This is a genomic window from Mesorhizobium sp. WSM4310, from assembly GCF_007003935.1.
GTDB lineage: Bacteria > Pseudomonadota > Alphaproteobacteria > Rhizobiales > Rhizobiaceae > Mesorhizobium.
In genome coordinates, this window is sequence record NZ_VFTA01000023.1 from 1 (window position 1) to 13,647 (window position 13,647).

The following is a 13,647-nucleotide window of genomic DNA, read 5'->3' on the forward strand; positions in this document are numbered from 1 at the left end:
CTGTGCTCGTCAAAAGCCGGCTTCTGCACCGGCGCCGATTACAGGATCGACGGCGGCCTGACCGCCGGCATTGGCGTGAGGTAGTGTCCATGAAGATCGGCCTTGGTCTCTTCGGCCTGGCGACCGGCCTTGGCGCGGCACTCTCGACGCTTGCGGCAAGTCCATGGCTCGAGCGGATGAGTTGTGCCGCCAATTCCGCGCGGCCGTCGTGGCGCTGATGGTCGTAAGCGGCGCGCTGATGATCTGGAAACAGCACGAGGTCGTCCTGGCGCTTTATCACGAGTTTGCTGGCGGTCTCCTGGCCAGTCCGGTCGGACCCGCGTAGGACTAAATCCGCGGTACGGCGGTCTAAATCGACCCGGCCACGAAGACCCCGTAGGTTGGTTCTGCTTTATTACGTGCCGGCAACGCCCGGTGACCTATAGGTCACCCGAAAGACTGCGTCGCCGTTGAGACTCGGTCGCTCAGGTAAAATTCGACAATCTCGGATGCAACTTATGCCAGTTTCCGTCCTTTGTGGTTTTGTGGAACGGTCCTTGGATTTTGATTGCATTGCTTTTTCAGCAACCTCTAATATCAGCCTGTTAAAATCGGCATTCTGGGGAGGAAGTGTCATGCCTAGGGTTTCAGACCTTTTCTTTAAAACAGCTATCGTATGGCTTATTCTGGGGATCGGCGCCGGCTTGCAGATGGCGATCTCGGGCGACCACGGTGCATTTCCTGCACATGCACACATCAATCTGCTCGGGTGGGTCACAAGCGCTATCTTTGGCGGCTACTACGCTCTTAATCCGGTAAAGGCAGCGCGGAGAACCGCAATGGTCCACTACGGCCTTTACAACGTCGGATTGGTGGTAATGCTGCCAGCTCTGTATCTGATGCTGCACCAAGGCTATACGGCGATTGAACCCGTCGTCGCCGTAGGTTCACTGATCGTGGCTGCCGCCGTGCTGGTATTCGCCTTTGTTGTTTTCTCAAGCGCAAGCGAGCGCGTGGTGTCTGGGTTATCGACCGCAACACGCTAAATCGACGGTGCTCGGCAGTAGTATAGAGGGGCGGCATGAGCCGCTGGAGCCGGAAGCCGAGGCTGACCGGCTCCCGCCTGTTTCTGTGGTCACAACGCAACAACGCCCGCTCACGACACCTGCTCCTCAGCCAAATTATCCTCGCTCCCCTATCGGGCTTAGTCGGCCCGAGGCTGCGATTCTGATCAACTCCAAAAACCGAAAGTGAACCCGACTCGCCTACGAGGCCGTTCAAATCCCACTTCTGATGCCCCGCTTTCATCGCGCCGGCCGGCCTGATACCGCGCATCGGAAGCGTGGCGAGACGTTGCAAGTGGCAGAACGATGGTGGCGAAAAGCAATCGCGGCGAAGCCTCCGGCGGTACACAGCGCTGATCCGTCGGGCGCGCCGAGGGCCAGCGCGGTGAACATCGCGGTGCCGATCCAGGCGATGACCTTGCCCGAATGCTGCCGCCGGCAAGCGCCAGCCCCAGTGATATTATCGACTTCATAGCTCAGATCTATCGAGAGGCGTTCGCTGATCACACGAGAGCAGCGACCTGCCACGAGGATGATGCAACGGCGCCTGGATGAAGAAGCTCCCGACCTGGATGCCTTGCTGCAAATCGGCGACGTTCGTTACCATCCGGTTCCGGCTTTGACGGACAAATTGCTGGAGCAATGTCGCCTTCTCCCGGCCTACTTGGTATCAAACCGACGTTGAATCCCTTGGAGACCCGCTTTAAATAGAGGTACTTAAAATCCTAGCTATTGGGAGGTAGCTATGATCGAAAGCCGTACAGACATCGCGCGGGCGATGATCGACGCCACCTTTGTCTCGCGCCATCGCTCTATAAGTGACATCGCCGAAATTCGTCGCGATCTGGACCAGTCCCGGCGGGCAGTCGCTGCATCACGCGACCTTCTAAAGCGGCTGCGCCAGCGCAAGATAGACGAGGCGACCAGAAACGTTGAGCAGCACCCGGTGTCCGCGTTCGATGCCGACATTCTCCGCAACGTCTTTCAGAAGTTGGTCTTGGAAATGAAGACACCGGAGTGTCAATGGCGCGATCTCGCCCAGACCCTGGTTTACGATTTTACCGGGTGCGAACGCGTTCAGTCCGGCGTGCTGGACTGGATTGTGCGGAAGTAGACCCGCGCTTCAGAATTTCAAACTGATGCACTACCCAGCTCGACAGCAATGCAACACCGCCGATTTCTGCGGAAAGCACGAGGAAGTTAACCAGCAAGGTTGCAATCAGCGGCCAGATAAACGCATTGAAGCCGAACCGTTCACGGATGCCGTCAGCGATGGTGTGATGAATGATCGCGGCGAAGCGGCCGGCCATCTCGACCAGGAAGATCATACAGATCGTGCCGAGCACGACCGCCCAGATGAGCTGGAAGCCGAACAGCGCGCCGGCCTGTGCCGCCGCCGCCATCGACCCGACGTCCAGAAGCCGCCGACGCTGGTGACGACACCGAGCGAGATCTCGAGCAGCTTCTTCATCGGCTCGGCGAGGAATATTGTCGATAGGCAGTAGCCAAGTCGCCTTGCGCGGCGCGAAGCTCCTGTTGCGGCTGTCCGGCCTCGGCGTGCTGTTCGGCCTCGACCCCGTCCTTGGCCCGCTTTGCCGCGTTCGACACTGGGTGAGAGCCTCTGCCAGCCCATCGCGCTTTGCCCGGTCGGACTGAAATGCTGATTCCACTTGCCGGCCGGGGTCGGCGAGTGTCTTGGCAAAAAATTTCAAGACAGAGGATGCGTAGCGGGACGGAGCGGCGCCGGACAGCCAGGCATCACTCAGCAGCACCGCCGCCTCGCCGTCGAGGTTGCAAGTTTCGAATGATGGTCGACGGTATCACCAGCAGAGGGCAGGAAGGCCCGGCTCGGCCGGGCAACGGTGCGCAACATCTTCCCCTCGTTGAAATCACGAAGAAAGCCGCAGCCGTGGGAAAGTGCCTCCGCGCTCGGGATTTGCGCAATCGAGGCGGGCCGGTTTCCATGCCCGACCTAGCTTCGCAAATGTTTTCAACTCATCGGGACAATCATGAGCCGCGACCTTGCCAAGACTTGAGCGCGCCAGAAGCTGGACTATCGCGCTCACCGAACAGAAGAGCGTGGGAAGCGTCCGATTGCCTGTTGCGTCCGCCTCGCGACAAAGGAACTATGAAGCAACTCTCCACTCAGCCTTTTGGAGTTCGAAGCGCTCACCCAGGCAGTTTCGAAACTGTCGAAGGATCATGGCGGAACGCTGGGAGAGGTTGGTGGTCTCTTTGTCCGAAGCCTTGCGCGAAGGAGACACCTATTGACGCGGTGGTCTCGACGCAGAGCAAGGAGACCCGCTAGCCAGCCGGCTTCCCCGAGCCCTCGACATTATCCTGTTCGGGATCGACAGCTTCCAAGGCATCAACGACAGGCGCCAATGAATTCTCTTTCTCGGGACCGGATTCCGCTCCTCTGTTATCTTCGCCGATTTTGTCCAGCGCACGTTGAATGGCGTCTTCAATGTTGCCGACCTCCTGCTCTCGCACCTCGCGACCGTAGCCGGCGGCATCGGCGTCTTGCTCAAATTGCTGCGCCAGCATCGAAACACTGACCTCGGTTTCGGCAGGCAAGTTGCCGACATTCTCCTCCAGCCAGCTGCGCAGGAATTCCTTCGTCGCGTTCATCGATCACCTCCTCGACGCGAGATAACCGGACGATGACGCCAAACGGGCGACGCCAGCAGAAACACTGGGACCGGCTGTCCAGGAGATCGAGCCGGAAAGTCCGGAAGCCGAGCGCGGTCCAGTGGCGCCCGATCCGGCGGTTGGCGTCGGCTCGGACTCGGCCGCCAACAGGCCAGGCGGCGGAAGCCGCTCATGCGTCTTATCACAATTGCGCTCGGCATTCTGGTGGTCGTTCTGATCGCCCTCTGGATTTGGGCTGGCCAGAATAGCGGGCGTCCGGCTGGCGGTTCCCAGCAGCCTTCGCCGCACGCTATCGACCAGAATGGCTGAGAGGATCAGACGCTTCATCGCGCGGCCGTGTCGCCGGCCTTGTGCCGCTTTGCCTTGGCTGGAACCAATCCGCCCGAGTTGGCGCGCAGGCCTCTGAAGAACTCCTCCAAATAGGGCAGCAGTTCGAACAGCACGATAATGATCATCACGGCGGCAATATATGTCACCGGCAGTTGCTGATGTTTCCAAATCAGGTCGAAGCGAGCTTTTTCCGTTCCGGCGCCAAACAGCGCCAGGAACTGGCCCCAATGAAGCGCCACCACGCTGACCAGCCCCATCAGCGGGATCATCTCCAGGAAGCTGTGCACATGCTGCTCGATCGGGCTCACCGTGCGCGCGGTGGTCGCGTAACGCACGTCCCATATCGCCGTCCCTTCATGGATGAAGAAGGAGACGATCATCACGGCGATCACGAAGGCGTTCACCTCGAGGAACATTGCGGCAAGCAGCGGGATCCCGACCTCGGCGAACATCAGCAGATGGATGAGCGATTCCTTCGCACCAGTCGTGGATTCAATGTGGGTCGCACGGTGGCAGAGCCAATCGGCAAAGCCAGCGATCAGCCAGACCGGCAAGACGAAATACATCAGGATGAGAACCATCGGATCGGTAAGCACGACGCGGCTCCTATTTGCCTCCATCCATCGAACCGCACGCCGGCGAAATGGTTCCATGCCTCCGCGACCAGATGGAAGTGCATGCAGCGAACGGCCGGAACGGTTCACCGGTCGCTGCGTTCTAGCATGTGCTTCCCTATGACCTCATCGTCATGCGCCTCGGTTTTGGCGCGTTATGGCTACGGCTTCGCCATGTCGGAATGCGAACTGAAGGGCTCGGGTGTGAGACGCTGAGGGGACTTCAGCTTTGAGCGCGCAGGACGAGTGGCTGCTCGCCAGCAATCTGGCGACGGTCTTCGCCGACTTGGGCGCGATCATCTTGGGACGACCGGTGGCACGCTGGAGCAGGCCCGAGGGTATGCCAAAGCATCGACCTGCACGGCCGCAAAATTTTCCCCGTTGCGGACGATCTGATGCTGCGCGATGTGCCCTTCGTGTTCCTCGGCGGACACGACGACATCGCCTCGCTCCTTCAGACCGTTCGCCACGTCCGACGCAATCAGATACGTCTTCAATGATCATTGCCAAGGGCGCTGCCATGGCGACCCCTGACGGGCGCATCTCTTCCGTCGCACGGCTGATCGTACTCCGCCGGCACGGAAACGCACCACACTTTGCTTCGGAGCTGTTTCAAGTCCCTAACAGGATTTGGACCGGCCTGGGTCAAACCCGTCTCCTGGTGAAGTTCGATTACAGGTGGAACAAAGCCGCCCGAGCATCAAGCAGATGAGGAACTCGGGCCTCTGGCCGTCGCCCTTTGCGGCGGACATCGCGTGCAGCGACATAAAGGGATTCATCGTCGGGTGGTCCATGGCCTTAGGCTCCATCCATTGCGGCGGCTCCTGCCTTTTCTCGCCTTGCCTCATCGAAACCGACGGACAGCACGATCTCGCCGTCGCTGCCACGAACCCGAACTGCCCAGCCGTCCTGGAGAGGTTCGGCAGCCGCATCGTCGAGCAGGTCGATCGCCGACCGCAACGCTTCATCATGAACAGCTTCCAGGTTGCGCAATTCCACGCCTTCGAGACGCCTCAAACTGCCACCCTCGCGATATTCGAATGTATAGAGATCCTGGCCCGTATCGCTTGGCGGCTCGATGCCGGGCCGGCCGCCATCCTGTTTTCGCGCCGCAAGTCTTGTGCAGGCGGGCCGCCAAACGCGGCGCACTGAACCATCAACTCTTTGGCACGATCAACAAGGGCGCCGTGGTCAAGCAACGGGTCGGACACGGCCATCGTGACAGAGACCTTTCACCGTCCTCGCCGACAAATTCGACCCTCACAGTTCCGGGGCTGGCATGTATCGCTGTGTCGAGAACTTGCATTCCCGCCTCCTTCTCTTGGTGTCGAGGATGGAAGCTGCCCTAGTCCCGAAAGTTCCCTCCGGGTTTCAAGGAGGGCGGTTGGAACGGCGGGGCCGGATGCGGGTTTAGGTAGCAAAGGAGGCGCCGAATGTCACCTGACGAACGTACACCCGCCGAGGCCCGTGGCGAAATCCAGGCCGGCAGGACGCAAGACAAGACCCCGGGGTTCGATCCGGCGGCAGTGCCGCAGGAAGCGGACGCCGAGGCGGGCGGTGTCTCGACCTCTGCTGCACCGGCTGCGACCCGCAACCCGAACTTCACCAACCAGGCGAGCTTTGCCAACGCGATGCGACCGCCGGAGAACGCGCCCCACCTCAAGCCGCGCAGGAACGGGCCGGTCCTGGTCATCTTGGGGCTGGTTGTCCTGCCCGCGCTCGCCTTCCTGTTCGCCGCAGCCCTCCGCTAGGAATGGAAGGAACATCATTCTCCGTTTCAGGCTTGATAACGCAGAAGGTTGTTGCGATGCCAAGCTTGAGAAGTTTGTTTGGCCATCTGTGGCGTTGGAAAGCACAGCCTACGACGCACCCCTCCCATTGGAACGCCATTGTGCGGATGCTAAGGCTGAGCAATCTTCGACGATCTTGCTTCGCTGAGCACGGGACAGTTCTGCTTCTACGACATTGAAACGCCCCTGACGTTGGCGCGGGTAGCCGAGGACGATTGCGACTATTTTGCCCATCGGCAGATCCCCTATTTCGACGTTTATTTCTCATTTCCCGGCGGACCTACGCTGGAAGCGGAGGACGTTGGCAGCGATTTTGCCGTAGCCCGTTGCGATGCGCCGTCTTGACGTGGGCGAAGAACGCCTCGATGCCCCAGCGGTTTTTGTAGGCGATCTTGTCGTAGGTGTGTTGGTGCTTGCCACGGCGCCGCGGCTGGATGACAGGTTCACCACCTTCGAGGATCACATCATGCAGTCGATCGAAATCATAAGCGGTCGGCGATCATTTGGCCTGCAGCAAACCCCTCGGCCAGTCCACAGGCAGGCCATGTCGTTTTGATTGCCGGGCCCGATCTCGAAGTGACCGGGAAGCCGAGTGCGCCTACGACGGTGCCGAATCCGCTTCGCGAGCGGCCGAGAGCCTGGGCTCCAAATTCTCCTTTACGCCGGGCCCCCGCAGCCCGGGCGAACAAGAGTCGCGTCAATTCATCAGCCATTCCAGATTTGGATCACTGCTGATCGCTTTGACCAAACGGTCGAACACGCCAGCCTCGATCCAGCGATAGTAACGGCGCTTTGCAAGCAGATAGAAATGGGGCTGGCGGACGAACTATGTCATCCCACCAGCCCCGCGCTGAAACGACAGGCCGCAGTCCGCAAGAGGGGAGGAGTTCCTGCGCAGCGGCCTATCGAGAACCTCAGCGACAACAACTATAGGGCGAAGCTCCTGGTCGCCAACCGGTCGGACGGCTTTTCGTCCATCTGCAACAGTTCATGTTTAGGTTGCTGGTGCCATATGATCTGCCGGATGTCTTCGATATCGACCACCTGATGGCAGATCGGGCAGACGTAGCTGGTCAAATAGCCACGAGATCGGACTGAGGGCGGAAAGCGTGAGCGTGAAGTTGGTGAGCGTCTTACCTTTCCGACCAAACAGCTCACTTTCAATTTGGTGGACCAGGACGTTCCGGCTTCAGCTGTGTTCGACAGCTTGCCGGGCATAGCAAAGCCGTTGCTCGCTGCTCTTTGTGCCCTCGACGAGTCTGATTGCATGTCCCCAAGGAGCCGACCAGGAATGCTTAGCCGTCCAGGCTCTGCATTGGCTACAAGACATGCTGACCAAGCCGGAAGAAGGCAAGCGCACTGAGACAACGCTGCGTCGCCTATGCCGACGCCAAACACGGCGAGGGTGGCGGCCTCCGATCTCAAGTTTCCTTTGTCGAGCGTTCGCTGAGCGTCGCACCGGTTTCAGCATCCAGTGCCACCATGCTGACCTCGTAGCCCCAAAGGTTTCGGATATGGCGCAAGGTCGCGTCGCGGCTTCCGCCCTCGAGCATGATGCCATTCTTCACCGTGTGCTGAAGCCTCAGGCGCCGGTCGCCCAGCAGATCGACGTCAATCACCTGGATGTCGGGCCGGCTCGCGCCCACGTCGTAGGTTTGAGCGAGCGCTGAGCGTATCTTGGCATAGCCACGCTCGTTGTGGATCGAGGCGACTTCGTAGTGCGGCTCGTCGGCGCTGTCGGCCAGCATGAATAGCCGCCATTTCCGGATCAGCGTCGGGCTCAGATATTGGCGGACGAAGGATTCGTCGCGGTGGTTGGCCCAGGCATCGAGCAAGATGTCACGCCAGTCGCCGCGGCCGGCGATGTCGGGGAACCAGTCGCGGTCCTCCGCAGTCGGCGCGGTGGAGATGCGCTGGATATCCTGCATCATGTCCAGACCCAGCGCATAGGGATTGATGCCGGAATAGCGAGGGTCGTCATAGGCCGGCTGGAAGACGACGTTCGAGTGATTGCGCAAGATCTCGAGCATGGCGCCTTCGCTGATGCGGCAACGGTCGAAAAGCGTGTTCATGAGCGTGTAATGCACGAAGGTGGCGCAGCCTTCGTTCATCACCTGGGTTTGCCGCTGCGGATAAAAATACTGCGCAATGATGCGCACGATCCGGATGATCTCGCGCTGCCAGGGCTCAAGGACGAGGCTGTTCTTCTCCAGGAAATAGAGCAGGTTTTCCTCCGGAAGTTTGAGTGATTTCTTCCGCTCTGCAAGGATTTCGTCGGTGGCTTCTGGCTTACTCTTTCCCGGCGAGGGCGGCAGTGTTCGCCAGAGATCGTTGAAGGAACGCTCCTCATATTCGAGGCGCTCGCGCAGCCCTTCGCGCTGCTGTTCCGATGACAGCTTCGGCGGCCGCCGGTAACGGAAGACGCCTTGCTCCATCAGCGCGTGGGCGGAATCCAGGATGGCCTCCACTGCGGTCAGGCCATGCCGTTCCTCACATCGGGCTATGTAGCTCTTGGCAAAATCGAGATAGCTCAGGATGCCACCGGCATCCGTCCATTGGCGGAAGAGATGATTGTTCTTGAAGAAATGGTTGTGGCCCAGGGCTGCGTGCGCGGTCACCAGGGCCTGCAGGGCCATGGTGTTCTCTTCCATCAGGTAGACGATGCAGGGATTAGAATTGATAACCAGTTCGTAGGCCAAGCCGCGCGCGCCCTTGCGGTAGAGAAGTTCGTCGTGGAGGAAACGTTTGCCGAACGACCAATGCCGATACATCAGCGGCATGCCGACGGATGAATAGGCGTCGAGCATCTGCTCGGAAGAGATGACCTCCATCTGTACCGGATAGATGTCGAGTCCAAGCTCTTCGAGGCCGAGCGCCTCGATCTCGTCGTAGACTCGCGCCAGTTTCGCAAAATTCCAGTCCGACCCGGAAAACAGTAGTTCGGACTTACGCGCCTGACTGACCATTGCCGAAGTCCCTCACGCGCTCTTGCGTAGATCAGGCTGCTTGGCGAAGAGTTGGCGGAAAACCGGATAAATGTCGGCCGGGGAGGCAATGCGCCTCATCTGGAAGTTCGGCCATTTGCCGTCGACGGCGTTATAGGCGCGCCAGAGCGATGTCCCGTTCTCGGTCGCGCCGAAAATGTGGCTTTCCCGCTCGTCGATGATTTCCACATAGGCGAAATATTGGCAAAGCCGCATGAGCTTGCGGTCGAGCAGCTCTATGCAGCGCTCGGAATCGGCGGCGAAGTTGTCGCCGTCGGAGGCCTGGGCGGCATAGATGTTCCATTCGGCGACCGGATATCGCTGCTCGATGATGCGGTGCATTTCCTCAAGGGCGGTGGAGACGACGGTCCCGCCGCTTTCAGTGTGGTAGAAGAAGGTATGTTCGTCCACCTCCTGGGCCTCGTGGGTGTGGCGAATGAAGACAATGTCGGTGCGTTCATAGCGCCGGGTCAGGAAAAGGTGCAGTAGCACAAAGAAGCGTTTGGCCAGATCCTTCTCGCGCTCTCCCATCGATCCCGAGACGTCCATCAGGCAGAACATGACCGCGTTCGCATTGGGCACAGGCTGGGGATCGAAGCGATTGAAACGGATGTCGACCGGATCGACATAGGCAATTCGCTTGCGCCGGCGCTCGAGCCGATCTAGTGCCTCGCGCAGGGCGGCGATGCGTTCGCGCACCAGGGCGCTTGCCGGCTTGGCTTCCAGCTCGGCAATGTGGTGGACGATCGCGTCGAGCTCCGCCTGTTTGGGGCGTCTGAGCGCGATGCGCCGCCCGTGGCTGTTTCGCATTGTGCGTCCGACATTTATGTTGGTCGGCGCCCCGCTTGCCGTGAAACCTGCCCGTCTCGGCCTGAAGCTCAGTACCTGCTTGAGGTTGAGCTTGACCAGATCCGGAAGCTCGAGATCCTCGAAGAAAAGGTCGAGCACTTCCTCGCGCGACAGCACGAAACGAAAGTCGTCTTCGGATTCGGCGGTACCCGGCGCCGATCCGTAGCCGCCGCCGCCGCCCGGCCTGGCGATAAGATCACCAGAGCTGAATGTCCGGTTGCCGGGCAGGATGTGCTGACGCCGGCCGCTTTCCTTGTCGTCGCCGAAGGTCGGTTCGCCGGTGCCTTTGCGAGGGATCGGCACCGCATGCTCGCGGCCCAGTTCGGCGATGCCGCCGGTGCGGACCTTGTCGCGGATGCTGCGCTTGAGCTCTTCGCGCGCGCGTCTGAGAAAGCGCTGGCGATTGCCAAGGCTCTTGTCCTTCGGATTCAGGCGGCGGTCGATGAAGATCGGCATGGCACCGTTCGGGCGTCGCTCAACCCGCCTTGTTCACGCGCATGTACCAGTCGACCAGCCGGCGGACCTGCCGCTGGGTATAGCCGCGCTCCACCATCCGCTGCACGAATTCGTTGTGCCGCTTCTCCGTGACGCTGTCCTGCTTGGAGCCGAAGCTGATCACCGGCAGAAGGTCCTCGACTTGGCCGAACATGCGCTTTTCGATGACCTCGCGAAGCTTTTCATAACTCGTCCAGGACGGGTTGCGGCCTTCGTTGCGCGCGCGGGCGCGCAAGGTGAATTTGACAACTTCGTTGCGGAAATCCTTGGGATTGGCGATGCCGGCGGGTTTCTCGACCTGCGACAATTCCTTGTCCAGGACCTCGCGATTGAGGATCTGCCCCGTATCGGGATCCTTGTAGTCCTGATCCTCGATCCAGGCATCGGCGTAGGCGATGTAGCGGTCAAAAAGGTTCTGACCATATTCGCTATAGGATTCCAGATAGGCTTTCTGGATCTCATGACCAATGAACTCGGCATAGCGCGTCGCGAGTTCCGACTTGATGAACTCGAGATAGGCAGTTTCCGTGTCCTTCGGGAATTGCTCGCGCTTGATCGCCTCCTCGAGGATGTACATCAGGTGCACGGGGTCGGCGGCGACCTCCTTGGTGTCGTAGTTGAAGGTCTGCGACAGGATCTTGAAGGCGAAGCGCGTGCTGACACCGGTCATGCCTTCGTCGACGCCCGCGGCATCACGATATTCCTGGACCGACTTCGCCTTCGGGTCGATCTCCTTGAGGTTCTCGCCGTCATAGGCGCGCATCTTGGTGTAGAGCGGCGAATTGTCGTGCTCGGCAAGCCGGGTCGAGACGGTGAAGCGGCTGAGAATGTCCAGCACCTCGGGCGCGCAGGGGCTGTTTGCCAGTGCGCTTTCGCGCAGCAGCTTCTCGTAGATCTGCCTTTCTTCGGTGACGCGAAGGCAATAGGGAACCTTGACCACGAGAATGCGGTCGAGGAAGGCCTCATTGTTCTTGTTGTTCTTGAATTGCTGCCATTCCGATTCGTTGGAATGGGCAACGACGATGCCTTGGTAGGGGAAGGAGCCGAAATTCTCGGTGCCGTTGTAGCTGCCTTCCTGGGTCGCCGTCAGCAGCGGGTGCAGCACCTTGATGGGCGCCTTGAACATCTCGACGAATTCGAGCAGGCCCTGCGTCGTCCGGTTCAGGCCGCCGCTGTAGGAATAGGCATCCGGATCGGACTGGCTGAAGTTCTCCAGCTGCCTGATGTCGACCTTGCCGACCAGGGCCGAGACGTCCTGATTGTTCTCGTCGCCGGGCTCCGTCTTGGCTATGGAAATTTGGCGGAGCCGTGACGGCAACAGCTTGACGACGCTGAATTTCGAGATGTCACCGGACAGTTCGTCCAGGCGCTTGGCCGCCCAGGGCGAGATCAGTCCGTTCAGGCGGCGGCGAGCTATGCCGTATTTGTCTTCCAGCAGATCGCCCATGCGGTCGGGATGGAAAAGGCCGAGCGGCGATTCGAAGACCGGGCTGATCTGGTTGCCGACCTTGAGCGTGTAGATCGGGCGCTGCTCCATCAGCTTCTTCAGCCGTTCGGCGAGCGAGGATTTGCCGCCGCCGACCGGGCCTAGGAGATAGAGGATTTGCTTGCGCTCCTCGAGGCCTTGCGAGGCGTAGCGGAAATATCCGGCTATGCGCTCGATCGTGTCTTCCATTCCGTAGAAGTCGGAAAAGGAGGGATACACTTTGACGGTGCGGTTGGAGAAAATGCGGCCGAGCCGCTCGTCCTTGCTGGTATCAACCAGGTTTGGCTCGCCGATTGCCTCGACCATGCGTTCCGGGGCCGAGGCATACATGGATTTGTCCTCGCGGCAGGCTAACAGATATTGCTGGAGGCTGATCTCTTCCTGGGCCGCGTTGGAATAAATCTCCGAAAACAGATCGAAGACGTCTGATTGATTCTCGCGCATGATGCCTTGCCTCGACAGGCTGCCAATCGGCTCATCCGCCTATTTAACTACCGGAATGCATTGTGGTTCCCTTCACGGGAAGGAGAGTGCATGCAATCCGGCACCACCGCGGCAGACGCCGACTGCGTCGAAAAATGCTCTGGTGCTACCAACACCTGTCAGCGTGGCGAGACCATCGCTTCTGCGCCAGTGCCAGCACGCAACCCGCGCCGAAGTCATGATCGAACGGGTGGGCCGATAGATGCGCGCCAAGAGGCGTTGTGCCAGGCAGAGCTGCAAACGCGCGCCCTTCGACAATTGTCCGCGACCTTCGATTGGCCATCCCACTGTGTCGCGATGAGGACCTCGCCACCCTTTGCCGGCTGTAACGTCTGTGTACTGGCCGCGTGTGGTCAGTGCGAAGGGGTCGGAAGCCTGTCCCGCTGATCAAGGAGGCGATCGCAAACGGCGAGCTCTTCCGTGCCCATGCCTTCGAGCTCGCCTGCGCCAGGAACGACATCGAGCATCGCACCACCAAGGCCAAGCACCCGTGGACCAACGGCCAGGTCGAGAGAATGAACCGGACCATCAAGGACGCTACCGTCAAGCGCTTCTACTAGGAGGGCCACGATCAGCTCCGTCAGCACCTCGCCGACTTCGTCTCGGCCTACAACTTTGCTCGTAGGCTCAAGACCCTCAATGGTCTCACATCCTACGAGTTCATCTGCAAAGCGTGGGCCACACAGCCCGAACGCTTCAGGCTTAATCCGCTCCAGCAAATGCCGGGACTAAACACCTAGTTAGCCGGTCCCGTAGAACGGACCGCCTCCCAGACCACTGAGAGCGCCCGGCATCGAGGATCAAGATAATGATGAGGATCGTGGCCAAACCCATGATGTATTCCTCCGGCACAGCCCGACCGGCTGCCCGGGAGAAACGCTTCGAGGCGTCCTGTTGGTGCCAGAAGCTATGTGAGAGCAA

Annotated in this window: 11 protein-coding genes and 2 pseudogenes; 6 read left to right on the top strand and 7 right to left on the bottom strand. The window is 59.9% G+C overall.

What is annotated here, in order from left to right; translation table 11 throughout:
• From FJV80_RS35715 to FJV80_RS22670, 3 genes and pseudogenes are all read left to right on the top strand, one after another.
• Positions 1–84 (top strand): annotated as a pseudogene (locus tag FJV80_RS35715) (oxidoreductase); the annotation flags it as partial.
• Positions 85–614: 530 nt separating this feature from the next.
• Complete coding sequence (locus FJV80_RS22660; protein ID WP_095789956.1) at positions 615–1,025, top strand: hypothetical protein; 411 nt, start codon at positions 615–617, stop codon at positions 1,023–1,025.
• Positions 1,026–1,788: 763 nt separating this feature from the next.
• On the top strand, positions 1,789–2,157 hold the full coding sequence (locus FJV80_RS22670; protein ID WP_095789957.1) for a hypothetical protein: 369 nt from the start codon (positions 1,789–1,791) through the stop codon (positions 2,155–2,157).
• On the opposite strand, the gene FJV80_RS35170 is transcribed toward FJV80_RS22670, so the two are convergent.
• From FJV80_RS35170 to FJV80_RS22695, 4 genes are all read right to left on the bottom strand, one after another.
• Positions 2,102–2,815: a divalent metal cation transporter gene (locus tag FJV80_RS35170; RefSeq protein ID WP_246689019.1), complete on the bottom strand. Its 714-nt coding sequence runs from the start codon at positions 2,813–2,815 to the stop codon at positions 2,102–2,104. The two genes, FJV80_RS22670 and FJV80_RS35170, sit on opposite strands and share 56 nt — an antisense overlap.
• Positions 2,816–3,347: 532 nt before the next feature.
• Positions 3,348–3,674, bottom strand: a complete 327-nt coding sequence (locus FJV80_RS22680; RefSeq protein WP_095789958.1) for a DUF768 domain-containing protein — start codon at positions 3,672–3,674, stop codon at positions 3,348–3,350.
• 344 nt (positions 3,675–4,018) lie between these two features.
• Positions 4,019–4,621, bottom strand: coding sequence for a diguanylate cyclase (locus FJV80_RS22690; protein WP_095790034.1), 603 nt, complete (start codon positions 4,619–4,621; stop codon positions 4,019–4,021).
• Positions 4,622–4,935: 314 nt separating this feature from the next.
• On the bottom strand, positions 4,936–5,136 hold the full coding sequence (locus tag FJV80_RS22695) for a hypothetical protein (protein WP_095789961.1): 201 nt from the start codon (positions 5,134–5,136) through the stop codon (positions 4,936–4,938).
• Between the two features lie 181 nt (positions 5,137–5,317).
• On the opposite strand from FJV80_RS22695, the gene FJV80_RS22700 reads away from it, so the two are divergent.
• A complete protein-coding gene (locus tag FJV80_RS22700; RefSeq protein WP_142877464.1) occupies positions 5,318–5,791 on the top strand; it encodes a hypothetical protein in 474 nt (157 codons plus the stop codon).
• A 281-nt stretch (positions 5,792–6,072) separates the two neighbouring features.
• On the top strand, positions 6,073–6,390 hold the full coding sequence (locus FJV80_RS22705) for a hypothetical protein (RefSeq protein ID WP_095789964.1): 318 nt from the start codon (positions 6,073–6,075) through the stop codon (positions 6,388–6,390).
• A 1,460-nt stretch (positions 6,391–7,850) separates the two neighbouring features.
• Here the strand turns inward: FJV80_RS22705 and FJV80_RS22720 are convergent.
• From FJV80_RS22720 to FJV80_RS22730, 3 genes are read right to left on the bottom strand one after another with little or no spacing between them, the layout of a single operon-like run.
• A complete protein-coding gene (locus FJV80_RS22720; RefSeq protein WP_142877465.1) occupies positions 7,851–9,395 on the bottom strand; it encodes a SpoVR family protein in 1,545 nt (514 codons plus the stop codon).
• A 12-nt stretch (positions 9,396–9,407) separates the two neighbouring features.
• A complete protein-coding gene (locus FJV80_RS22725; protein ID WP_095789966.1) occupies positions 9,408–10,718 on the bottom strand; it encodes a YeaH/YhbH family protein in 1,311 nt (436 codons plus the stop codon).
• A gap of 19 nt (positions 10,719–10,737) precedes the next feature.
• Complete coding sequence (locus FJV80_RS22730) at positions 10,738–12,687, bottom strand: PrkA family serine protein kinase (protein ID WP_095789967.1); 1,950 nt, start codon at positions 12,685–12,687, stop codon at positions 10,738–10,740.
• Positions 12,688–13,151: 464 nt separating this feature from the next.
• On the opposite strand from FJV80_RS22730, the pseudogene FJV80_RS22735 reads away from it, so the two are divergent.
• Positions 13,152–13,466, top strand: a pseudogene (locus FJV80_RS22735) (integrase core domain-containing protein); the annotation flags it as partial.
• Between the last annotated feature and the right edge of the window lie 181 nt (positions 13,467–13,647).